The organism is Terrihabitans rhizophilus (genome assembly GCF_033898525.1).
GTDB classification, from domain to species: Bacteria; Pseudomonadota; Alphaproteobacteria; order Rhizobiales; family Methylopilaceae; genus Flaviflagellibacter; species Flaviflagellibacter rhizophilus.
This window is the reverse complement of sequence record NZ_JAXAFJ010000006.1, coordinates 67,118-88,423: the sequence shown is the minus strand read 5'-3', so window position 1 is coordinate 88,423 and position 21,306 is coordinate 67,118. Positions and strand designations below refer to the sequence as shown.

The following is a 21,306-nucleotide window of genomic DNA, read 5'->3' as shown; positions in this document are numbered from 1 at the left end:
GGTGCGGTGATATTAGCCCGCCAGGGCTCCGGCCCCAATCCTTTCCTCGCCGAGGACACGACAGATGATCCAGCCAACCGCCGTGTTCGATCTCGACGGCACCATTGTCGACACAGCGCCCGATCTTGTCGCTGGGCTCAACGTCGCTCTCGCTCTGGCAAACCTCGAGCCCGTCAACACGCATGACCTCCGAAGCCTTGTCGGCGGCGGTGTGCGGGTGATGTTGACCCGAGGGCTGGCACTTCGAGGCCACTCCGTCGGGGAAGAACGGTTCGCGGAACTCTCCAAGGCTTTCCTTGCGCACTACGAACTGCACATCGCCGACCATTCGACGATCTATCCCGACGTGGCCGAGGTGCTGGACGAGCTTTCCGGCAACGGCTTCCGGGTCTGCGTGTGCACCAACAAGCCGGAAAGGCTGGCGAAACTGCTGCTCTCAACGCTTCAGTTCGACAACCGCTTCGAGGCCATCTGTGGCGCTGACACCTTCACTGCCCGCAAGCCCGATCCGATCCACCTGCTCGGCACCATTGCGCGGGCCGGCGGCGATCCCGCAAAGGCTGTGATGATCGGCGATTCCATCACCGACCTTAATGCCGCTCGTAACGCGTCCGTCCCCTGCATACTGATGGACTGGGGGTATACGGACATACCGGCATCGGAGTTGGGGGCGGACACGGTGCTGTCGCGGTTCAGCGAGGTGCCGGCCGCGATCGAAAGGCACCTGAAGCGTTAATTCCCGAGAACGGTCACGTTAGCGGTGCGCCCGACGATGAGCTTCGTGCCGGACGGAATATCTTCGATCCTGATCCGCACCGGCACACGCTGTGCCAGCCTCACCCAGCTGAAGGTGGGGTTCACGTTGGGAAGAAGACGGGTTGTCCCAGCCACTTCGCGGTCATCGATGCCGGCTGCAATGCTCTCCACCCTTCCCGCTATGTCTTCGGCTTCCCCCATCAGCCGAACAGCCGCACGGTCGCCGATCCGGATCCGGCCCAGCTTTGTCTCTTCGAAATAGCCCACCACGTAAAACGACTCACTGTCCACCAGCGCGGTCACTGCCACGCCGGCTGAAACGTAACTGCCGGGTCGCAGCGAAAAGTTCGTCACCACTCCGGGCACTGCCGCCTTCACGTCGGTGCGGGCCAGATTGAGTTCGGCAAGTTCCTGGTCGATCTGGCTCTGCTTCAGTGCGGCTTGCGCCTCGGCGACCGCTTGGCGGGCCTGCTCCCGCCTCTGCTCGCTGACGGCGACCTCGTTCAGCGTCTGATAGCGAGCCTCATCGCGCCTGGCCTGTTCGAACGTCGCGGTCCGCGCCGCGACTTGCTGACGCGCCTGGGCAACCGCAAGTTCGTAGCGAGCTCGGTCCACGCGGAACAGGACATCGCCCTGTTCGACCTTCTGATTGTCACGAACCAGAACTTCACTGACGAGCCCGGAAACATCAGGCGCGACGCCCACCACGTCGGCGCGGACACGGCCGTCGCGCGTCCAGGGCTCCACCATGTAGTAGACCCAAAGCTGCCAAGCGACGACCGCCGCTGCCGCGACTACGGACAGCGTGACCAGAACACGTACGACGCCAGACAACGATTTCATGATGAAAACCAGATCCGCGAGAGGGCAAGAAGCGTTCCGATAAGGATGATCAGCAGAGCCAGGTCGAACAGCGCAGGGTGCCAGACGAGCCGGTAGAAGCCGATGCGATGCAGCAACCGCCGGATAACCGCACCAAGAAGCAAGGCCGTGAGGGCGATGACCAGCAGGGGCGAAACGAAGATGCCGTAAAGGTCGAACTCAGCCATGCGCGGATATCTCCACATCCTCGCGCGTGGATCGCCGATAGGGCGCGGCATCTGGCGCGAGCGCGCGCCGGATGCCGACCAGCCCCTGCACGACACCGGCGGAACGATCGGTTCCAGTGTCGGCCACGGCGTCGAGCGCAACATCGACAGCTTTGACCAGATCGGTCCTGCTCGCCTCCTGCCCTGCAATCTGAGCGCGATAGAACGCTGATACAGCCTGCAGCACGGCCGCGACGCGCTGTCTCACCGGTGGTGCAGAATGCCGGTCGCCCTGCAAGTCTATGATGTTGAGTCCAACCCGAACATCCGCAATCACATCCCGCGCCGTGGTGGTGTGATCCGCCGAGAGGGCGGACAGACGCGGCACGATCAAGCCAAGCCTGTCGAGCATCAATTGAGCGAACGGCCGCGTATCCAGTCGATCGCCCTGCTCGGCCGCCTGCGCGATCTCGCGCCAGTTCTTCCTTAGCAGGTGGCGCACCCTCCATTCGACGCCCGTAAAGCGAATGATCCTCGTCACCCCGACAGCAAGGCTCATTCCCAAAACCGTTGCGAGCGTGCTGTTGAGGTAGCTGGCGAAATCGACCGAGAACTGCGCCTGGATTCCAAGCAGCACGGCGGTATTCACCGAGAGAGCCATCCCCAATCCGAAGGTCGCAGGCCGCGCCATGAGTGTGCCGACCCACAAGAAATAGGGCGCAAGGACGATCACGAGCGGGAGGAACCCCGTGACGTGGGGCAGCAGCAAAAACAGGTATATGCCAACCACGAAGGAGGCCCACAGGGTGTTACGCAAGAAACCTGCGATTGCCCGGGCTGGATCGTCCTGAGCCGCAAGGATACTGCACGCGACAGCGGCCATCTGGGCCGCGATGGCTCCCTCGGGCCATCCTGTGATGATCCAGAAGAGACAGGCCAGCGCTGTGGCTGTACTCGCTCCTATCGCCGACAGCACTGCAATGGAGCGGTCGGCGTGCGCGGTGTAGCCGCGAGGATTTCCGACGCCTGTCTGCAGCGACCTCGGAAGGCCGCCCTTGCCCTGGCTCATGTGCAGCCAGAGGAGACGAAGCTCAAGGCGGATTTCGACATAGTCCCTGAGGCGGCTTAGAAGACTGAGCCTGAGAACACCGACCCGGCCGGCAACAGCGCGAGCCGCCGCAAGCTCCGCACCGATCCTGCGGAGCAGCGGGTCTGCATGGTCGGAGCCTCGCGACGGGCCCGCCTCTGCCCACTCTGCGATGTCATTCATCAGGCTGCGCAGCTCCGATGAGATGCCGTCTTCTTCTCTCGCGAGAACCGCAACGCGATCGCCAATGGCAGAGAGGACCGGCATCAGCATAAGCATGCGGCCGTGGAGGGCATGCATTTGCCGGGTGGTGCCGACAAGATGGGGCTCGAAATCGAGGTGGATCGCGAGACCACGCATTTCCGCGACATCTGCTGCCAATCGTCCTTGATCGGCTTCTGCGTTGATGCCGCCTGAGAATGCATCTCTTGCCCAAGCATCCGCCCCGGCAAACCAGTCCGTAAGCCTTTGCAGAAGCACGGTGCCAACATGCCTGGGCAGAACGATGCGCCCGACGACAGTGGCGGAGATGATGCCAACGGTTATCTCCTCCACCCGCGCCACAGCCGTGTCGAAGACAAGGTGCGGATCGGCGACGCTCGGAAAACCGATGATGGCTGCGGTGTACCCTGCAAGCATGAAAACGTAGCTGCGTGGGGTACGATCAAGAAGAGAGAAGTAGAGGCAACCGCCCACCCAGAGCGACAGAACCAGTGAAAGCAGTTCAGGCGCGTTGACCAGATTGGGGACCGTGAGGATCGCGAATATGCCACCGGCCAAGGTCCCGAGCCCACGAAAGAGGGCCTTCGAAGCCAATGCTCCCGAGAGAGGCTGCGCCACGATGAACACCGTGCCCATCGCCCATGCAGGCCGGGACAGGTCCATCGCCAGCGAAATGTACAGAGCCAGCATCGCCGATGCGAAAGTCTTCACCGAGAAGACCAACTCATCTAAGCGAGGGACGAACAGCATGTGAGAACCCGGCACGCTTCACAGTTATAGGACGTTCGAAGGCAGTGTCTCACCACATCGGACCATCCAGAGGAAGGGTTGGAAACCGCGCAGTGCAGCAGCCCTTCTGCGTTCTTGACAGGAACGGGCGGCACCCCTAGGAAGCGCATCGGATGGGCGCGTAGCTCAGCGGGAGAGCACACCCTTCACACGGGTGGGGTCGTTGGTTCAATCCCAACCGTGCCCACCATCCAAAATCTCCAAGAGCTTCTAAGCGATTTCTTAGACAGACATCGGAGATTAGCTGCTCCGAAAATCGCGATTGTCACACTCGGGTCACACCAGAAGGTGCGAGAGTGGCGACTATTCGTAAGCGTGGCAGCACGTAGCAGGTTCAAATTCGCAGACAGGGGTGGAAGAGTTGCTCTCGCTCCTTCCTCAGCAAACGAGAAGCCGAAGCTTGGGCTGCTCGGACCGAAGCTAAGTTCCTGCACGGGAAGCCCGATCCAGCCACGTCCGACACGGCATCGATCAAGGTATCGAATCTCATCGATCGGTATATCGAAACCGTTGCGGTGAAAAAACGGAGCAGCGCAAACGAGATCACGAGTCTCAGAGCGTTCCTGCGACAGCCTTGGGCCGAACTCTCTTTAAATGAGATCACACCATCTCATTTGGCTCGCTACCGTGACGAGCGACTTACCCGCGTCCGACCATCCACCGTGCTCCGCGAGCTAGGGATTTTGCGCCACCTGTTCAGAGTCGCAATGTCTGAATGGGGTGTCTCCCTGAACGCCAATCCTCTGAGCAGCGTGAGGAATCCACGTGCAGACCCTAGTCGAACCCGCAGACTCGAATCGGGCGAATGGCATCGCTTGGAAAGAGCCCTCGCCTCTTGCCGAAACCCGCTAGTTCCTCTCGTTGCGCGGTTCGCATTGGCAACTGGAATGCGAAGAGGTGAGATATTGTCCTTGCGATGGTTTGATGTGGATCGCTCTAAGCATCTGGCCCATCTTCGGATGACAAAGAATGGTCAGCCCCGCACTGTCCCACTCAGCTTAGAAGCTATGCAGGTGCTGGAAGAGGCGAGATTACGAACAGACCCACTGGACGATCGTGTGTTCTCAACAAGTGCTGAGGCCGTGAAACTGTCTTGGAAGCGAGCAGTTAAACGAGGCGATCTCGATGATCTACGGTTCCACGACCTTCGGCACGAAGCGATCAGCAGGTTCTTCGAGAAAGGACTGAGCCTTCCCGAAGTGGCCCTAATCAGTGGCCATAAAGACCCGCGAATGCTCTTCCGCTATACGCACCTCAAGGCGGAGTTGATAGTCAGCAAGCTTAACTAGATTTTCAAATCGGTTTCCCACCGAGCCGTTTAAACTTGACTTTCCGACGCGATCATTGTATACTTTGAGAATACCCGCTACATTTGCATGTGATGATGGCTCCCGGAGCACCAGTAGTGTGGATGGGTGGAGATCGTCGTTCCATATATACTCTTGTAGCTTAAAACGCTGCATCACCGTAGTTGCGGTAATCACTTCGAAGACAATGGTCTGGAGTCCAGGGGCTGACTCAATTGCGAAGCCCCCGAAGCCCAAAACAAGAGGGCGGGTCCGAGCTAAACCTCGGCAGGTGGATCGAAGCACTGGCAGAATGACCCGGCTCTTGAGCCGGAAAAATGGATGGTGCTCTGTTTTTAAGACAACACCAGACCGAACCGGTCGCAGGTCGTTTCGCCGTTCAGTTGCCGTCATTGTAGCTAACCACCACAGAAGCAGCCCGTAAAAGCTAACAGGATGACCCTAGCTGATCTCTTCGGAGTTGTGTCAACGACTAGTGATCCGAGACGCTGAATCAGGAAAACCACTTCGCCCCGCAAGGGCGAAGTGTGTTCAAACATTGAATCAAATTAAATTTAGCAAAAATAAAGAAAGAAAGAAAGAAAGAAAGAAATTCTAGTGAACTTCAAGAAAGAACTTCAGTCAATCGTTGACAAAAAAAAGAAGAGAATCTATTTAGCTGTTTTAACTGCTTGGAAAAGCAAATCTTCGAACTAGAGCTTTACATAATTAAGGGTCATTACAAATAAGGTTGCGCGAAGTCGGTTTACCGCTTGTTCTTCAAGAACTGTAGGGGAGATGATCTCTGCACGCCACTCCAGTGGAATTCAAGAGACCCAAGCTTGAACACCCATGAGGACTAAGATTGGCAAGATCGCGACTTCTTTAACTAAAATTCCCAATACGAGCGTCAGTTTAACAAGGCGGAATCAGTTCTGTAAGCCCGAGCAGAGTCTGCTTCTTGGTTAATCCAATTGGATTGCATCCAAATCAGATATCGCTGCAGATCGAGCGCTCGGATGCCGAAGTGGCGCTTGAGAGCGATCAGGCCGGGGATGTAATCGTCATATTCCGTCTCGTCGGTGATCTCAGGCGAGACATTCAGAGGGTTCCAGTGACGCCAGAGCACGTCACGCACCTCTAGGACCTCCTGCGTGACGCTCTTGGGCCTCTTAGGCTTTCGCAGAGAAGGCATCAGAGCCAACTCCGCTCCGTTCTCCGTCAGGTCCAGCCACGGGCAGACAGATGTGGGGCCTTGGAATAGATCGACGACTACGTAGTCGGGGGTTCTCTTTTGGTCTGTCCCGCGAAGACCCCTACCAATGAGCCCCACGACGAACTGCTGAACGTCCAGTGGGTTCTGAAAGCTCACCGCAACAAGATCGCCATCGGTCCTGTAGGTGCCATTCGCGATGGGCCAGATAGCCTCCTGGCCTCCTGGAACGCGCTCGCTGATAGCTGCATGGCGGATGATGGCTGATATCGAGGCGAGATAAAGTGCCAAGAACACACCTCGTGTGTGGGGCGATCGGACAGCCGCAATACAAAGGACAGGGATGCATTGATCCACCCGATGCCAACGTCAGTCCCAGAAGCCTCCAAGCTCCATTCGCATCGAGTAACTTTGGCAAGCAGGACAGAGATAATCTCCGACGTCACCCGTTGACGGGTTCACCCACTGACGATCGGGCACAGTCCACGGGTCTTCCAATGTAAATAGTGACGCTGCAACGGCTTCCGCCCCGTCAACGGTATGGATGTCGCGACCCGCATTAACGTAGGCCATCACGCGCTCACCCTTGCTGGTTGCCCCGGGCCACAATTCACGCGAGAAGCCACACGCGCACTTAGCTTTCACAATGTGACCCGGCATCAATGCCATCCGGTAAAGCGAACCAAGTCCGATTTTGTCATCACCTTAGCTGGGCCGTGGCGTATGCAATCTCTGAAAACTAGATGTTCTTGAAGCAGCCAGTGCCCCCTCGCTCGGACCTCATAGAGGCTGTCGCGCCTATCAAGCAGAGCCTCTATCTGGCTGCGATCGAAGTGATGGATCAACCGGTAAAAGCGGAAACTTCCGTCGGGCATCTCCTCCCGATATAAAGTCCCATGGTTGAGAAACCTGAGCCATTCGTCTTCTTCCGCGCAGTGAGTCGGAATCGGCGGAGCCCGTAAGCTTTGCACAGCAATGCGGATTTGCCTTTCTCGCTTCCGACGGTGAAGCCAACGCAGAAGTCCCACGATCCCACCTTTCTGAGATCGGACCAATCTAGCAGCGAAAGCGATCGTCTAAGGTTCTGATGCTGCAGCCCTATGTAGGAGCAGCCAAGCCGAAATTCGCGTCTTCGCGATTTCTCCGGTTCAGGAACAGATCATTCTATGCTGCGCTCGGCACTTATCACACGCTCCCAAGCGTCTGAATCGATCAGGTCTCAGGTTCGAAGTAGCGCATATAGACGTTCTTGCATGTCGCATACCAAAGATTGGCAAGAAGCACGTTGCTCCTACTCCGCATGAGGTCCTCTTCGAGCATCGCCTTCGGTGCCTTTAGATGGGTGCCTTTGCGATTGTCGGGATACAGGGTCATGAGCACGCCCATGCTCGGATCGTCGTTAGGAGCGATGGTCGCTTCCGCCTTCGTGCAATCCGCTCTGAGATACATGGTCTCGTTGGCTTCCCGAGCAAAGCCAGGCTGTCCGATGAAGCGGGCATACACCTCCCAAAATCCGGGGGACGACTCCCATTTTTTCTCGATGTAAGTGTCAACACCGATCTCGGTATGAACCCGAGGACCCTTGCCTTTCACATAGGCATGGGCAGGAGAAATCGCGGAAGCGAAGATCGCAGTGAACATTCCCATCACGGCCCTGTTCGGGAAGCTCGTGCGCTGAACAATGGCCATGGTTGCCCCTAGTTGGTGATTTTCAACTTTCTTCCGCCCTTGATCGGCTCTGGCGCTTCGCTGCCGAGTTCGTCAAACAGTGATGACGGCTGAATGGCCAAGGCTATTGAGACTGCGCTGATGGTCTCCAACGTCGCGTTCTTCAAACCCCTCTCCAGCTTGCTGACATACGCAACCTCGAGCTTGGCTCTGAACGCGAGTTCCTGCTGCGTCATGCCCTGTTTTAAGCGAAAGTGCCGAACGTTTTTTCCAAAGAGATGATGGATGTCCATCTGCGCAGATCGCGCCGATAGACAGACTAAAATCCAAGTCCTATAGGACCTATATAACAGGTTGTGGGAACTTGGAATGGCGTCGTTGCGTGGGAAGCTCGTTGGAGCAGCGATTGGAGGGTCTGCGATTGCGGGACTAGGGTCGTCAGCAGGTCGTGACCTTTACTGGACGACGCGTCGGAATGCCGGGAACGTCCTCATCTTCGGAGCCATCGGTGTCTCGTTGGCGGGTTCAGCGTTCGCAGGATTTTACCTCTCGAACTATCACCGCAAGAAAGGCATCTTGATCCTGCGTGAAGACGACGAGAACAAATGCGTCGAGTTCCGCGTGGAAGGTCAGAGAGGATTGCGCGCGTTCTTGTTCTTGGACGAGGCTGCAATCGCCTACTTCTACTCGGGAGTGGTGGAAAGGGCTGATCTGGCTGAGGTGCAAGCCGCAGCGGATGAGGCTCGGCAGGAGACCCAGGATGAGCGATTTGGGGCTATCCGCGACATGATCGAGAACCGAGCGAAGATATCCCGCGTGAGCAAGCGTTACCTGCTGAAGAAGTTCCCGCTGCTGCTTGCCTGAACCAAGAGCTATTCGTCCTCCCGTAGCAGACGGTCGAACTCCTCCGGCGAAAGGTGCTGAAGAGCGAGTGCCGTTCCGTCGCTGTATCGTCGATCGTTTGGCTCACGACCCTTTTGTGCCTTCCGCCCATAGAGCGCCACGAAGGTCGCGATCTCTGCTGCCTTCAGAGCCCTCTTCTGGGAAGCATTCATCTTTCTTCGCGAGGTGTCTGGCATTTCTGCTTCCTAGTCCAAGTAGGCGAGAGCAGCTATGCCCTCCTGCGGCAGGACGATCAGAACTGCGCCCGGGTGCCGGGCAAAAAAAGAGCCCTCAGAGGTGCTCCTTTTCTGGATGATCTTCTCCCAAGCGTCGTCCCCGTAGCAGGAAAACCCGAGCCACCCCCGATTATCATGATCGAACCCTTTCATTCCATCTTGCAGTGGCGTCTCTCGCCAGTTTCCAAACTGCCCGGGCGAAGGCGGAAGCGCCACTATTCCCCGTAGGATCAGTTCTTCCTGCGTTCGGCTTGCAAGTCGGAAGACTACCGCACCGCAAGCTTCCAACAGGCCCAGCTTGCTCCCTTCCGAGATGATCCCCGTCACCCCCAGTCCGTCTGGCAAATTGCGCAAATAGCCCGAGTGCTCCACAGACGCCAAAGCTGCGACAGGTGAACCAGCGAGCAAGAGGAGGAAGCCCAACCATCGTGGCCTCCCAAAAAGCAGCAGGGAGCCTCCGAAAGAGAGCAACACCGCTGCGGGAAGAATTCTTTTGGCGAACCACGAACCTGCTGGAAGCACAGCGAACCCAACTGCGATCAGGATCACGCTGAGGAGCGCACCCAAGACTAGCGAGCGATGTCGGTGGGGCAAGAGGCTCACGTAGTTGATCATCTGGCCTTGGAAACCCTCATCCAAGCTCCAAATGACGAGCATAGCGGAAGCCGTTCGCACATACCTCGAGGTTCCCCTCAGCCAAACCTTTCAGGGCTTGGCTGACATTCGGGGAAGCGGTGGTGCCCATGAAGACGAGAACTGACCACGCTGGATGATGCTCGACTACGGTCTCTAAGATGTCGCAAGCTACCTCGCTGGTGCTCCAGCCAACCTCAGCCTTGAATGTCGTGAGGAGCATCGAACGTGCGGGCAAGCTCGTCCAAGCTGCTTCGGCAATTTGTCGGTTCTCAGCGGTGTCCACGATCCACACCGGACCGCACGCGATTAGCTCTTGGAGGTCGCTCGAGCACATTCGGTCTAAGACGATGGTCACGATCGATCCCACTCATCTTCCTGCGGATAGGGTGACCTGCAGAGCCGCGAAGTCGTCCAAGTCCCTCGCTGCGAGTGACTCTGAGATGCGCTTAATCCGCTCCAAGTCACAACTGACGAGTGCTGCTTCAGACAAGCCCATCTTCACCATGAGGAGTTCACGCCACCATCTTCCTTGAGAAGGTGGAAGAGACAAACCAAACTTGAGCGGCAGACTTAAGGGGCTAAACGTGGTTCAGCCAGAGCGCGATAGACAGAAGCTCGACCTATTCCTAGGGCCTTCGCGATCTGACTGACGTTCTGGCCTTCCGCCTGAAGGCGAAGAACATCCCCGCTCGAAGCTCTCGTTGAAGCACTCAATGCCAGACAACATGGCCTCCGAAGGCGCATCCAATACGCCTTCAAGGAAATATTTCCTGATCAAGATCAGTCATCTTGGTGGGCCTCAGAAGCTAATTAGATTCTCGAAGATCATAGCCAGCTCTGAGGATTTATCGCGCGCTTCATCCCTATGAGCGAACTAGGTCTGAGGCAACTTGGCTGGAGATCAGTCCGAGCGAGATTGCGGAGCTAAGGCGTTACGCTCGAAAAAGGAAGGGACGCAGCTAAGGGGCTTCAGGCTCTCTTCAGCGGGAACTTCACCCTCTCCGTGATGGCGATCTGTCACAGAATCTGTCACAAGCAGAACCATCGAAGCGTCCGACGTGTGGCAATCACGGCGAAAGTTTTGGAGCCTGATAGAGGGTGCACCCCTAGAAAGCGCATCGGATGGGCGCGTAGCTCAGCGGGAGAGCACACCCTTGACACGGGTGGGGTCGTTGGTTCAATCCCAACCGTGCGCCCACCATCCATCCTGAAAACTCGGATCAAGTTGCGCGCACGTCACACTGTGGCTGCAATGTGGCCTGTCCGGGTGCTTCGCGATTGAGTTCAACACGCGGTGCTCTCTAAGTGGCTTCTTCTTCGGCCGTTCGTGCCGCCGGGAGGTCTCCAGATGCGCCTTGGATTCTTGAGCTTAGTTGCCGCCACAGCGGCGCTTGCATGTGGCACCGCCAGTGCTGCCGGCATCATGGTCGATCCGAATTCCGGACAGACGATCACGGCGCGTTACCGCTCGTCCTCAGTCGCAGCTTCACCGATCCCGCGCGAGATCGTCGCCGCGCCTGCCGGAAAGCACAAGCCCGGCACCATCGTCGTGAACACCACGGAACGCCGTCTGTATCTCATACAGACGGACGGCTCCGCGCTTCGCTATGGCATCGGCGTAGGGCGAGACGGCTTCCAGTGGGGCGGAGTGCATTCCGTGACAATGAAGCGCGAATGGCCGGACTGGCGCCCGCCCGCGGAGATGCTGAAGCGGCGGCCGGATCTTCCCCGCTTCATGCCGGGTGGACCGAACAACCCGCTCGGTGCGCGGGCCATGTATCTCGGGTCGACGATCTATCGCATCCATGGCTCCAACGAGCCACAGACCATCGGACAGGCCGTCTCCTCAGGCTGTTTCCGCATGACGAATGAAGACGTCGCGGATCTCTATGAGCGTGTGAAGGTTGGCGCCAGGGTCGTCGTCCAGCGCTGAGCGATCGTGTCTGAAAGGAAGGCCGGCGTGCGGGCCCGGCCTTCGTTCAGCGTCAGCGGCTCAGGCCAAGCTCCGCGAGTTTCTTCAGGTATTCGCCCCAGATCAGTTCGCGGCGATCAACGAGTCCGCGTAGATAGCTCCAGGTGAAAATGCCCGTGGTGTGACCGTCGCTGAAGTCCAGCCGGACCGCGTACGACCCGACGGGCTGCACCGCCATGATGCGGACGTCCTTCTTTCGGTCCACGATGGTCTTCTGGTCGGGCGAATGCCCCTGCACCTCGGCGCTTGGGCTTTCCACGCGCAGATACTCCGCATCGAGTTCGTCGGTGCGCCCGTCGTCGTAACCGATCTGGAGGGTCCGCCGGTCCTGAATGACCCTGATCTCGACGGGCCAGGGCTGCTGTGTGTCGCTCATAGCGGTGCCATCAATTGAGCGCGCGCAGCCCAGCTTCCGGCTCGAACTCCTCATTGGCCGAGAGCACATCGAGGAAATCGCGGCACCAAGCCGCCACATCGTGCTCCAGGAGCTTCGGCATCATGGAATTATAGCGCTCACGCCGGGCTTCGACCGGCATCGAGATGGCCCGCCCTATTGCGTTCGCGGTTGCCTCCACATCGTACGGATTGACGATCAACGCACCGTCCATCTCGCGGGCCGCGCCTGCGAAGCGTGAGAGCACCAGCACTCCAGGATCGGTGGGGTCCTGGGCAGCCACATATTCCTTGGCTACGAGATTCATGCCGTCCCGCAAGGGCGTCACCAGACCGGCTTTGGCGATCCGATAAAGTCCCGCGAGAGCCCCTCGGCCCAGCGTCTTGTTGACGTACCGGATCGGCGTCCAGTCGACATCGCCCAATGATCCGTTCACGCGCCCGGTCAATTCGGCGATATCGCGCTGCATCTGCGCATATTCGGGAACTTCGGACCGCGATTTGGGCGTGATTTGCAGGAAAGTCACCTGCCCCTTCGCGCTCGGGCTCATCTCGCAGAAGCGCGAAAAGGCCTCGATGCGCTGGCCGATGCCTTTCGAATAATCGAGACGGTCGACGCCGATCACCAGATCGCAATTGCGCAGGCTGTCACAGGTGCGCTTCACGATGGAGTTCTTCATGCCCTCCTCCGCCATGGCGACGAAGGTCTGGGTATCGATACCGATCGCGAAGTTGCCGACCTGGAACTTGTGGCCGTAGCTCTCGAACCAGCCATGGCCGAGCGATTTGCCGAAGCCCTCGCGGATCATGCAGCCCGCAAAGTTCTCCACGTCGTAGTCGGTCTGGAAACCAACGAGGTCGTACGCCGCGAGCCCACGCATGATGGTGTCGTGGACGGGAAGCGTGGAAAGAACGTCTGCCGGCGGCCAGGGTATGTGGTGGAAGAAACCGATGCGGTTCTTGACCCCCATATGCCGGAGTTCCGCGGCCAGCGGGATCAGGTGATAATCGTGGACCCAGATGAGATCATCCGGCCTCAGCAATGGTGCCAGGAGTCGGGCAAACGATCGGTTCACCCGAAAATAGCCCGCCATGTCTTTGCGGGAGAAGTCGGTCAGGTCGAGCCGGTAGTGGCAGAGCGGCCAGAGCGCGCGATTGGCGAACCCGGTGTAGTATTCATCGACATCGCGCCGGTTCAGATCGGCCACGGCATAGGTCACATTACCGTGGTCGCGAATTTCCAGCCATTCGATCTCACGATCGCCGCTCGTTTTTCCTGACCAGCCGAACCACAAGCCGCCACGGCTCTTGAGCGCTGCCTCAAGCGCAACGGCCAACCCTCCCGCGGCCGCAGTGCCACCCTTGGCGCTGGGAACGGGAACACGGTTCGAGACGACAACCAGACGCGCCAAACTCGAAATCCTTCCTAAGCGAAGAACGCCACCCGGACGGGCGCAGTCACGACGCCGCTAATTAGTGTTTTAAACCTGCCCGGCCATCCGGGCCAGCCATTCCCGCACCGCATCTGCGTCCGGAAGATTCTCTTTCGCCTCCGTCGGCCGTATGTCGCGGCCCACGCGGATCGAGCGCCCGCCACGTGCGTTCACCGCTTGAAAGGCGGATTCATCCGTCCAGTCATCGCCAATGAACAATGGCTCCCGACCCCGGAACGGCTCGGTCTCCATGAAGATGTCGATCGCTGCTCCCTTGTCCGCGCGTGCCGGACGGAGTTCGACGACCATCTTTCCGAGTTGAAGCTCAAGCCCGTCATCGGCAAGACTCAGGGCCTCGCGCGCCACGTTCTCGACAGCTTGGCAGAGTTCCGGCACCTGGCGAAAATGGATCGCCACAGCGCGGCCCTTCTTCTCGAGGATCAAGCCTTCGTTACGCTCCACAAAGGACTGAAGGCGCGCCGTGACTTCGGCAAGATGCGGGTGTGGGGGAAGACCAACGTCCCGGCCGTCCGCCAGACGAATCTCAGCTCCATGCACGCCCGCGACGGCGAGGCGCAGCGGCGCGAAGAACCCGTCGACGGTCGCGATCTCCCGCCCCGTCACCAGCGCGAGCGCACCGCCACAGGCCTCGCGAAGCCGATCGAGCGTCCGCGGCAAATCCTCCGGAACGACGACGCCTTCGGGACGCTCCGCGATGTTCAGCAGAGTGCCGTCCACGTCGAGGAACACCGCAGTCCGGTCGTGCGAGATGTCAGCCAGTCTGTTTGGCATCTGAACCATTTCTGCCGCCTTCATGGCTTCCGCCTTCCTATCGCGTGCGAGTGAACTGCCGAGGCTACGACGCAAGCGTAGCGGCTGTTATTCAACCACGATCCGAGGCGCGGGGCGTTGCCCCGTACCGGATTCGAGTCGGTGCCAGATCATTCCGGCGATCGAGCTGTACATCTTCGCGTGCTCGCCCTGCGGCTCCAGCGCAACAACCGGCGTGCCGGCATCGGATAGCTCCCGGATACGCGAGTGCAAGGGCACCGCGCCAAGGAACGAAACACCAAGACGACGGGCCTCGGTCTCGGCGCCGCCGTGCCCGAACAGATCCGTCCGGTGACCGCAATTCGGGCAGCAGAAATAGCTCATGTTCTCGATGATGCCGAGGATGGGCACATCCACTTTGCGGAACATGGCAATGCCGCGGCGCGCATCAGCCAGCGCGAGGTCCTGCGGCGTCGATACAATGACGGCGCCTGAGAGGCGCGTCTGCTGAGCCATGGTCAGTTGCGCGTCGCCTGTGCCGGGAGGCATGTCGACCACGAGGACGTCCAGCTTGCCCCAATTGACGTCCTTCAGCATCTGGCTGATGGCGCTCATTACCATTGGCCCCCGCCAGACCATGGCGGTGTCCTGCTCGATCAGGAAGCCGATCGACATCAGCTTTATGCCGTAAGCCTCAACCGGCTCGATGATCTTGCCATTCGACGTAGGCTTGTGGTTCACGCCGAACAGCACCGGAACTGAGGGTCCGTAGACGTCGGCATCCAGCAGTCCCACCTTGTGCCCCTTGGCGGCAAGACCAAGAGCGAGGTTCGCGGCCGTGGTGGATTTGCCGACGCCGCCCTTCCCCGAGGCTACAGCGATGATGTGCCGGGCATCCAGCTCGGCTCCGGCTTTGCCGGTCGTCGGCGGAGCCGCCATCGGCGCGGGAGGACGCGGCGGCTTGGCCGCCCCCGCAGGCCGCTCACCTGTCAGCGCAACCAGCGCACCCGTCACGCCGGGCACCGCTTTCACGGCGGCCTCGGCCGCGCTGCGAAGAGCCTCCAGCGAGGCGGCACGTTCCGCCGTTGTGACGATCGCAAACGACACCTTGTCGTCAAAGATGGAAATCTCGGTCAGGTCGGGCGAGTCCGCCAAGGATCCTCGGCCGTCAGGTGCCGGCACGGCCTTGAGCGCCCGGATGATATCGTCCCTGGTAAACGGCATGTCAGACCTCGCGAAGGGCGCCAACATAGTGCCCGCGCGGCGTGGGTCAAATCTACTGCCCGGTGGAACCGCCGAGTTTTGTCTGCGTGCCCTCGCCATTGTCGGCATGGCGGGATCGGATCCCTGCCCTCAACTCCGCAGGAGCGTCCTTAACTGCAGCGCCGACGGAAATCTGTACCTGTTCCTGAAGCAGGCTCGTTTTCTCGCGCAGTGTTCGGAAGGCGGCATCCAGCCGCGCCTGATCCACCGGGTCGGCTCGCATTTCCACACGCACGGCCTCGCGCGCCGCACGCATTTCGGTAAAGGCGTTCTCCATGGAGGTTCGATCAGCCTGAAGCCGCTGGTCGATTCGGATCATCAATCCATCTGGAGCACGACTGATGCCGGCCAGCGAGACGAGCCTCCCCAACTTCTGGTCTGGCCCCGTCAGCAGGGGCATCAGGAAGAAGCCGGCGGCGAACAGGTTACCTACTAGGGACAGCACGCAGACTGTGATCAGGATGCGGTCGCGGCTCAACGATCAAACCCCAGCCCAGCCGCATCGAGATCCACGAAGGCGATCTCCACCTCCTGCACATCCTGCGCGACGCTCGACCCGGTCCAGGCACCAGCGCTGAAAACTAGGATCCCAAGCCCAAGCAAGGCAGCGAGCTGGCGCTGTGAGAACAGCCGCTTCTGCGCCGGGGCCCTTCGCCGCGTCTCAAGTCCCTGGACGAGACGTCCGAGCTGCGGAGCCGTCAACTGCCTCGTTGTCATGGCCTGGGACAACACCCCCGCAAGCCGCTCCGCTTCACCATGCGAGCGCCGGGCTGCAGGGTCAGCTTTCAGCAATCCTGCCGCCTCGGCCCGAAGGCCGACCGGCCACACCGAAAGATCAGCGCCGCAGCGATCCAGAGCATCTTCGAACTGCGCGACCGTCATCGTCATTGGCTCAGTTCCTCCCGTTCCCGGAGCTTGGCCCGCAGGGTTCGCCGCGCACGGACCAGAAGAGATTCGACAGCTTTCTCGCTAATCTCCAGCACGTTCCCGATCTCTTGGTTGCTTCGTTCGCCTTCGGCGGCCAGCAGCAAAGCGGCCCTCTGACGTGGAGGAAGCTTCTGTATGTCGGCAAGCACCGCCTGCAACTCGCTGCTGTTCTGGAACTTCCGGTCGGCGCCAACCTCGTCGCTCGGCGCGTCCAGGCCGTCGAGGAACGGCAGGAACTTGCGCAGACGTGCGCGGCGCTGCCGGTCGATGCAGAGATTAACGACGACGCGGTGAAGCCATGTGGGAAAGGCCGCGACCCCCGGTCGCCAGGCGGGCATTGTCTTCCACGCGCGCCAGAACGCGTCCTGAACCACATCTTCCGCATCGGACGAGGAACCGAGGAACCGCGCGGCAAGAACATGCGCCCGTGCAGCGTGGCGCCGCGTGAGGACAGCAAAGGCCGCCTCGTCACCCTGTCCTGCCCGTGCAATGAGCTCATCATCGCTGGAAGCGGCATTAAGCATTGCACATTCGGGGGCTGGAACTCACGCCGGATCCTTGTCGCCGCAGCTGTGGTGCCACTTTCAATGCAGGGCATCAACTGCTTCGCCCCCCTTTGCTACCGGCGCATGCGAACAATCGTGCGCCCAGGCGGTGCCGGAGAGCGCTCCTACCAAGCTTGGCAACGACAGGGCGGCAGCAACCGCGAGAACACGGATCGTGCGCTTCAGCAGACCGAACAACGGCGCCCCCTCCTTCCACGGGTTCGGCTTTGATACGCGTATCCGGTCGCGCCCCTGCGCGGTCAGGAGGAAAATCACTCGCGACTGGAGTCTGGTATCCGAGGCAATACTGAAAGGTCTCGTCAACCCTGTTGCTCAGCACGGGCTTAAGGTTTTCAGTTCCTAATGCCGACCACGTAAAGTGGTCCCCATGGCGCATGAGATAGACGATCGTCTGCCAAGTTCCGGCAAGCCTCTTCTTGCTACGGACGATGCTGCGTGGACGATGAACGAGATCCGGCGCCGGCTCGCAGAGGCAGGGAGCGACGAAGCCGTTCAGGCCCGCGAGAAACGCCGTCACGTCACGCAGAAAGTGCGCGAAGCGCGCGCGCGCCTGACTTCGGAAGCCGGCACGCAGCCAGCCTTCGATCTGGAACTGGCCCGCGCCTATTGCCAGAACCGGCTCGCGGCGGCCGTGCCTGTCCTTGGCATCGAACTCGGCATGGCTGCGGCCTTGCTGATGTGGTTGCCTTGGACCGCAGTCGCGCTGTGGCTCCTTCCCGTGCTGGGCACGCACGCAGCCGTGCTGTTCGTCGCGCAGCGTTTCAGCCGCAAGCAAGACGGCCGGCGCGAGCCCCTTGCCGCATGGCGTCGGCGCTTTCTCGTCGGCGAAGCATCGAGCGCGACGGCATTTGCGCTGATCGTGTTGCAACTGGCCGATCAGCCAGGCCTCAGCGCGCCGATATTCCTCGTCTTCGGGCTTCTGCTGGGCGTCGCGAGCCGCGTGATGCTTGCAGCCCCGCTGGGGCCGCTCGTCTACGGTGCCTCGCTGCCGATCACGGCAGGGCTGGCGATCTTCTTTCTGATGATGCCCGATCCCCAGCTTCGGGCTCTCGCTGTGCTGTCGCCCTTGTCGCAGCTGTTCTTCATCATTCTTGGCCGCAGGCTGTTTCGCGCTTCGCTGACGGCCCTGCAGTTCCGCGCCGAGAAGGACGCCTTGATCGGGGAGCTCGAGCAGGCGAAGTCGAACTCCGATGAGGCTCGGCGGCGCGCGGAAAGCGCGAATGTCGCGAAGTCACGCTTCCTGGCGGCGATGAGTCACGAATTGCGGACGCCGCTGAACGCCATCCTGGGCTTCTCCGAGGTGCTGAAGAGCGAAGTCTTCGGGCCGCACGTCAACCTGACCTATCGTGAATACGCCGGGGACATCCATGCCAGTGGCGAGCATCTGCTGAATCTCATCAACGAATTGCTCGATCTCTCGCGCATCGAAGCGGGCCGCTATGAACTCAACGAGGAGGCGGTCAATCTTGGTCATGTGGTCGAGGACTGCCACCACCTGCTGAAGCTGCGGGCCAAGAACCGGGGTCTCACCATCCACAATACGGTGGATGCGGGATTGTCACCGCTCTGGGCCGATGAGCGCGCCATTCGCCAGATCACGCTGAACCTGCTGTCCAACGCCATCAAGTTCACGCCGCAAGGCGGTGAGATCAGGCTTGAGGTCGGCTCGCTGGAGAATGGCGGCCAGTTCATCTCCGTGCGCGACACCGGCCCCGGCATACCGGAAGACGAGATCCCCATCGTCCTCTCCTCGTTCGGACAGGGTGCGATCGCCATCAAGACGCCTGAGCAAGGCGCCGGTCTGGGTCTTCCCATCGTGCAAGGCCTGGTGGACCTTCACGGCGGCACGTTCGATCTTCGCAGCAAGCTGCGGGAGGGTACAGAGATCACCGTAGGCTTCCCCGCCTCCCGCGTGATGAGCGCATTGCCTCCTGCCGACGCAGAGGATGACTGGCTTCGTCGCGCCAGTTGAAAAGATCCGCGACTTAGGATGCCGGCGCATTGCTCTATATAGGGAACGATGCGCAATCCTCTTGCTCTTGCGGCTCTTGCCGTTGTTGTCACGGCCATTATCGGCCTCGTCGTTTTCGACAGCCTGGGCGTCATGGACGATGCTTCGGGAGACCGGATCGCCGGGCTGGTCGCGGCCCTTTCGCTGGCCGTCCTGATCGGGAGCGGACTGTTCGGGCGTTACCGGGCGGGCTCCTCCGGCGGACCGCTCATCCACATCGCGATCTGGCTCGCGATCATCGGCGCCATTGCCCTGCTGTACGTCTGGAAGGACCGACTGGCCGCGATGTTCGGAGCCGGCTGATCAGACCAGCACGCCGAACAGGAAGCGTGCACCCATCAGGAGAAGGAAGGTGCCCAGCGCAATTTCAAGCTGGCGCGACGAAAAACCGTGGGCGATTCGCACGCCTAGGGGAGCCGTAAGCATCGCGACCGGCGCGAGCAGCAATGCGCCGATCGCCGACACATAGCCAACGGACAATGGCGGCAGGATCGCCATTTCCGGCCAGCCTGCGATCATGAAGCCGATGGCTCCCGGCACCGAGATCAGAAGGCCCAGGCCCGCTCCCGTGCCCACCGCCTGGTGCATCGAGCGGCCATGAATCGCAAAGACGATGTTTCCAAGAGAGCCGCCGCCAATCCCGATCAGGGATGAGAACAGACCGATAGCGAGCCCATAGGCAGACATGCCGGCGGGTCCCGGGAGGTCGTCGCGCACTTTGAGGGTGCGGGTCCCGAGAACCAGCATCTGCAAGCCGATGACGATGCCGAAAACCGCGAAGGCCAGTTCCAGTCCCGCGGACGGGATCAAGGCCGCGAGCAAGGTTCCCAAAGCCGTTCCCACGGCAACAGGCACAGCCCAGATTCGCAGCGCCTTGAAGTCCACGGCTCCGCGGCGATGATGGCTCATCAGCGAGCGGATCGAGGTGGGGATGATCACGGCAAGCGATGTGCCGACGCACAGATGCATCCGCACCTCGTCCGGCACATCGAGGAAAGTGAACAGCTGGTAGAGCACCGGTACGATGACCGCGCCTCCGCCAACCCCCAGCATTCCGGCGAGAACGCCCGACGCCACGCCCGCCGCGAGCATGGATCCGACGAGGACCGCCAGATCTCCCGCTGCTATGCCAAAGAGGCTCACGCGGCCTGCACCAGGGCCGCATCCTCGACCATGGACAGCGCATCCCGCAGCACTTGGCCGGACGCGCCGGGCTGGACGGCATAGGTGGAGAGGTGACGGCGGAAAGCGCGTGCACCTTTCTGCCCCGGGAACAGGCCCAGCATATGCCGCGTCACATCGCTTGCTTTGCCGCCACGGCCCACATGGTCGTCGATATAGGGAATCATGCTCTCTGCAGCGGCCCGCGCACTCTCGAATTGGGGCTCTTCACCGAACATCAGGTGGTCGACTTCCCAAAGCAAACCGGGATTATGGTACGCGGCACGCCCCAGCATGACGCCGTCCGTCCGCTCCAGATGCTGGACGATCTCAGGCATGTCCGTGACACCACCATTGATGCAGATCGGAAGATCCGGCAGCCGCTGCTTCAGACGGTATACGCGGTCGTAGTCGAGCGGCGGCACGTCCCGGTTCTCCTTGGGTGACAGTCCTTGCAGCCATGCTTTGCGGGCGTGGACGATGAGCGCCGATGCTCCCGCCGAGACAACCGAATCGGCCATGGCGTCGAGCGCCGGCCCGGTGTCCTGCTCGTCCACCCCGATCCGGCACTTCACGGTGACGGGAACTCGCACCGCCTCCACCATCGCGGAGACGCAGCGCCCTACCAGTTCCGGCTCGCGCATCAGGCAGGCGCCGAACCGTCCGTCCTGCACGCGGTCGGAGGGGCAGCCGACATTCAGATTGATTTCCTGATAGCCGAAGCCTTCGCAGATGCGCGAAGCCTCGGCCAATGCCACCGGGTCCGACCCGCCGAGCTGGACCGCGAGAGGATGCTCCTCCTCGGAGAACCCCAGCAGCCGGTCTCGCGGGCCGTGAATCACGGCTCCTGTCGTCACCATCTCGGTGTAGAGGCGAGCCCGCTTGCTGAGCCGCCGATGGAAGACGCGGCAATGCCGATCGGTCCAATCCATCATTGGTGCGACGGAGAAGCGAAGCTGCTCGGGCTGAAGGCTCAACGGTTCCGATCCACATGGCCGGGGACATG

Annotated in this window: 23 protein-coding genes and 2 tRNA genes; 8 read left to right on the top strand and 17 right to left on the bottom strand. The window is 60.4% G+C overall.

Annotated elements, in window-relative coordinates:
* Window positions 1-64: 64 nt before the first annotated feature.
* On the top strand, window positions 65-736 hold the full coding sequence (locus tag SCD90_RS11085) for an HAD-IA family hydrolase (RefSeq protein ID WP_319844744.1): 672 nt from the start codon (window positions 65-67) through the stop codon (window positions 734-736).
* Here SCD90_RS11085 and SCD90_RS11080 read toward each other — a convergent pair.
* From SCD90_RS11080 to SCD90_RS11070, 3 genes are read right to left on the bottom strand one after another with little or no spacing between them, the layout of a single operon-like run.
* Window positions 733-1,602 carry an efflux RND transporter periplasmic adaptor subunit gene (locus SCD90_RS11080; RefSeq protein ID WP_425265680.1) on the bottom strand — a complete coding sequence of 290 codons (870 nt, stop codon included), beginning with the start codon at window positions 1,600-1,602 and terminating at the stop codon, window positions 733-735. The two genes, SCD90_RS11085 and SCD90_RS11080, sit on opposite strands and share 4 nt — an antisense overlap.
* The gene (locus SCD90_RS11075; protein ID WP_319844742.1) at window positions 1,596-1,805 is read right to left on the bottom strand and encodes a DUF1656 domain-containing protein; all 210 of its coding nucleotides are present in this window, start codon (window positions 1,803-1,805) and stop codon (window positions 1,596-1,598) included. The genes SCD90_RS11080 and SCD90_RS11075 overlap by 7 nt, the downstream gene beginning before the upstream one ends.
* Window positions 1,798-3,843, bottom strand: coding sequence for an FUSC family protein (locus SCD90_RS11070; protein WP_319844741.1), 2,046 nt, complete (start codon window positions 3,841-3,843; stop codon window positions 1,798-1,800). Before SCD90_RS11070 ends, SCD90_RS11075 begins: the two co-directional genes overlap by 8 nt.
* Before the next feature lie 154 nt (window positions 3,844-3,997).
* On the opposite strand from SCD90_RS11070, the gene SCD90_RS11065 reads away from it, so the two are divergent.
* A tRNA-Val gene (locus SCD90_RS11065) sits at window positions 3,998-4,072 on the top strand.
* Window positions 4,073-4,589: 517 nt separating this feature from the next.
* A complete protein-coding gene (locus tag SCD90_RS16630; protein ID WP_425265677.1) occupies window positions 4,590-5,171 on the top strand; it encodes a site-specific integrase in 582 nt (193 codons plus the stop codon).
* Window positions 5,172-6,078: 907 nt separating this feature from the next.
* Here the strand turns inward: SCD90_RS16630 and SCD90_RS11060 are convergent.
* The 3 genes from SCD90_RS11060 to SCD90_RS11050 form a co-directional block, all read right to left on the bottom strand.
* A complete protein-coding gene (locus SCD90_RS11060; RefSeq protein WP_319844740.1) occupies window positions 6,079-6,672 on the bottom strand; it encodes a hypothetical protein in 594 nt (197 codons plus the stop codon).
* Window positions 6,673-7,593: 921 nt separating this feature from the next.
* On the bottom strand, window positions 7,594-8,070 hold the full coding sequence (locus SCD90_RS11055) for a hypothetical protein (RefSeq protein WP_319844739.1): 477 nt from the start codon (window positions 8,068-8,070) through the stop codon (window positions 7,594-7,596).
* 8 nt (window positions 8,071-8,078) lie between these two features.
* Complete coding sequence (locus tag SCD90_RS11050; RefSeq protein ID WP_319844738.1) at window positions 8,079-8,342, bottom strand: helix-turn-helix domain-containing protein; 264 nt, start codon at window positions 8,340-8,342, stop codon at window positions 8,079-8,081.
* Between the two features lie 283 nt (window positions 8,343-8,625).
* On the opposite strand from SCD90_RS11050, the gene SCD90_RS11045 reads away from it, so the two are divergent.
* On the top strand, window positions 8,626-8,913 hold the full coding sequence (locus SCD90_RS11045; RefSeq protein WP_319844737.1) for a hypothetical protein: 288 nt from the start codon (window positions 8,626-8,628) through the stop codon (window positions 8,911-8,913).
* Between the two features lie 224 nt (window positions 8,914-9,137).
* Here the strand turns inward: SCD90_RS11045 and SCD90_RS11040 are convergent, their stop codons facing one another.
* Together SCD90_RS11040 and SCD90_RS11035 are read right to left on the bottom strand one after the other, a co-directional pair.
* Window positions 9,138-9,782 carry a hypothetical protein gene (locus tag SCD90_RS11040; protein ID WP_319844736.1) on the bottom strand — a complete coding sequence of 215 codons (645 nt, stop codon included), beginning with the start codon at window positions 9,780-9,782 and terminating at the stop codon, window positions 9,138-9,140.
* A gap of 591 nt (window positions 9,783-10,373) precedes the next feature.
* Window positions 10,374-10,547, bottom strand: coding sequence for a helix-turn-helix domain-containing protein (locus tag SCD90_RS11035; protein ID WP_319844859.1), 174 nt, complete (start codon window positions 10,545-10,547; stop codon window positions 10,374-10,376).
* A gap of 380 nt (window positions 10,548-10,927) precedes the next feature.
* Between SCD90_RS11035 and SCD90_RS11030 the strand changes: the two genes are divergently transcribed.
* Window positions 10,928-11,004: transfer RNA gene (locus tag SCD90_RS11030), tRNA-Val, on the top strand.
* 147 nt (window positions 11,005-11,151) lie between these two features.
* The gene (locus SCD90_RS11025; RefSeq protein WP_319844735.1) at window positions 11,152-11,736 is read left to right on the top strand and encodes a L,D-transpeptidase; all 585 of its coding nucleotides are present in this window, start codon (window positions 11,152-11,154) and stop codon (window positions 11,734-11,736) included.
* A 52-nt stretch (window positions 11,737-11,788) separates the two neighbouring features.
* Here the strand turns inward: SCD90_RS11025 and SCD90_RS11020 are convergent, their stop codons facing one another.
* The 7 genes from SCD90_RS11020 to SCD90_RS10990 all read right to left on the bottom strand — a co-directional run bounded on the left by SCD90_RS11020 (window position 11,789) and on the right by SCD90_RS10990 (window position 17,086).
* Window positions 11,789-12,151, bottom strand: a complete 363-nt coding sequence (locus SCD90_RS11020; RefSeq protein ID WP_319844734.1) for a gamma-butyrobetaine hydroxylase family protein — start codon at window positions 12,149-12,151, stop codon at window positions 11,789-11,791.
* A gap of 10 nt (window positions 12,152-12,161) precedes the next feature.
* The gene (otsA, locus tag SCD90_RS11015; RefSeq protein ID WP_319844733.1) at window positions 12,162-13,580 is read right to left on the bottom strand and encodes an alpha,alpha-trehalose-phosphate synthase (UDP-forming); all 1,419 of its coding nucleotides are present in this window, start codon (window positions 13,578-13,580) and stop codon (window positions 12,162-12,164) included.
* 69 nt (window positions 13,581-13,649) lie between these two features.
* Window positions 13,650-14,393: a trehalose-phosphatase gene (gene otsB, locus SCD90_RS11010; RefSeq protein ID WP_319844732.1), complete on the bottom strand. Its 744-nt coding sequence runs from the start codon at window positions 14,391-14,393 to the stop codon at window positions 13,650-13,652.
* An 87-nt stretch (window positions 14,394-14,480) separates the two neighbouring features.
* Window positions 14,481-15,596: an Mrp/NBP35 family ATP-binding protein gene (locus SCD90_RS11005; RefSeq protein WP_319844731.1), complete on the bottom strand. Its 1,116-nt coding sequence runs from the start codon at window positions 15,594-15,596 to the stop codon at window positions 14,481-14,483.
* Between the two features lie 52 nt (window positions 15,597-15,648).
* Entirely contained in the window at window positions 15,649-16,113 is a 465-nt protein-coding gene (locus tag SCD90_RS11000) for a periplasmic heavy metal sensor (protein ID WP_319844730.1), read from the bottom strand.
* A complete protein-coding gene (locus SCD90_RS10995) occupies window positions 16,110-16,523 on the bottom strand; it encodes a hypothetical protein (RefSeq protein WP_319844729.1) in 414 nt (137 codons plus the stop codon). The genes SCD90_RS11000 and SCD90_RS10995 overlap by 4 nt, the downstream gene beginning before the upstream one ends.
* A complete protein-coding gene (locus SCD90_RS10990) occupies window positions 16,520-17,086 on the bottom strand; it encodes a sigma-70 family RNA polymerase sigma factor (RefSeq protein WP_319844728.1) in 567 nt (188 codons plus the stop codon). The genes SCD90_RS10995 and SCD90_RS10990 overlap by 4 nt, the downstream gene beginning before the upstream one ends.
* A 484-nt stretch (window positions 17,087-17,570) precedes the next feature.
* Between SCD90_RS10990 and SCD90_RS10985 the strand changes: the two genes are divergently transcribed.
* A complete protein-coding gene (locus tag SCD90_RS10985; protein ID WP_425265679.1) occupies window positions 17,571-19,100 on the top strand; it encodes a sensor histidine kinase in 1,530 nt (509 codons plus the stop codon).
* Between the two features lie 48 nt (window positions 19,101-19,148).
* Entirely contained in the window at window positions 19,149-19,442 is a 294-nt protein-coding gene (locus SCD90_RS10980; RefSeq protein WP_319844726.1) for a hypothetical protein, read from the top strand.
* On the opposite strand, the gene SCD90_RS10975 is transcribed toward SCD90_RS10980, so the two are convergent.
* Window positions 19,443-20,282 carry a sulfite exporter TauE/SafE family protein gene (locus SCD90_RS10975; protein WP_319844725.1) on the bottom strand — a complete coding sequence of 280 codons (840 nt, stop codon included), beginning with the start codon at window positions 20,280-20,282 and terminating at the stop codon, window positions 19,443-19,445.
* The gene (dusA, locus tag SCD90_RS10970; protein WP_319844724.1) at window positions 20,279-21,277 is read right to left on the bottom strand and encodes a tRNA dihydrouridine(20/20a) synthase DusA; all 999 of its coding nucleotides are present in this window, start codon (window positions 21,275-21,277) and stop codon (window positions 20,279-20,281) included. The genes SCD90_RS10975 and dusA overlap by 4 nt, the downstream gene beginning before the upstream one ends.
* Between the last annotated feature and the right edge of the window lie 29 nt (window positions 21,278-21,306).